The 974-nt window shown below is 64.7% G+C and carries 1 protein-coding gene; it reads right to left on the reverse strand.

Features of this window, described 5'->3' with window-relative positions; genetic code table 11:
- Positions 1 to 188: 188 nt before the first annotated feature.
- The coding region (locus EOA29_RS37950) for a nucleotidyltransferase family protein (protein ID WP_127222486.1) at positions 189 to 974 on the reverse strand (786 nt) is incomplete at its 5' end.

Below are 974 nucleotides of genomic sequence, written 5' to 3' on the forward strand. Positions count from 1 at the left end.
TCCCCCGCAAGGGGGGAGATCGGACGTCACTGCCGCTTTCGTCAATCTCCTACGTTGGAGGAAGAGCGTCGCCGACGAAGCTGCCAATCTCCCCCCTTGCGGGGGAGATGTCCGGCAGGACAGAGGGGGGTGTGAAGGAACGCGGCGCGACAGTACCTTTCTTGATCACCGAAAATCATAGCAGCCGCTCAGGCCGGATAGGGCCTCGGCCGGGCCAACCTTTGGATCCAGCGGAAGGCGTCGCGGCTGAGGCGCGAGCGCATCTTTTCCCGTGAATTCACGCGAAGAAGCATGTTTCCGGTGATGAGCCATTTGGCGAGCCGTATCGAAAGATCGGGCTTGATGCGATTGGCGAGCGCGATGGCGCGTGGCTCGTCGAACAAGCGCCCGGTCACGTTGAGCACCGTCGCCAGCTCGAGCTCGATGCCTGTCATGCGCGCGGCCTCGAGCAGCCGCGCTTCCGCCTCCGGCGACTGCAGCGCGCGCACGCCCTGCAGCACATCTACGCAAAGCTGCAGCCGGTGGAATTTGTGGCCGCCGGCCGCGTGAACGATGGCGATGGCGAGCAGTGACGCCGGCGTGTCGGCCTCGCCGCCATCGATCGCCTGCAACTCGCGGAAGCCGAGCGACAGCCGCCGGCGCATGCCGGTGTCGTGCACCAGGTTGCCGTGCAGCTCGATCAGCAGACTGGAGTTTTCCTTCTCCAGCCATTTGAACTCCTGCAGCTCATGCGATTGCGCCTCGCCGCTGGCAAGCTCGAAACCGCATTCGGCGATCGTCGTGTTGGCCGCGTCGATACCGGCGGGATCGACCAGGATGTCGATGTCGGTGTACGGCCGGTCGGCGGCGTGGCGGTAGAGTTTTCGCGCGAAGACCGGTCCCTTGACGATGCGGGCCGCAACGCCTTTCGCCGCCAGCGCCTTCATGATGCGATCGCCGTGATATTGCAGCAGCATCGACTGTCCGGTCGCGAT

It is taken from the genome of Mesorhizobium sp. M1E.F.Ca.ET.063.01.1.1, from assembly GCF_003998155.1.
In the GTDB taxonomy this organism is placed as follows: domain Bacteria; phylum Pseudomonadota; class Alphaproteobacteria; order Rhizobiales; family Rhizobiaceae; genus Mesorhizobium.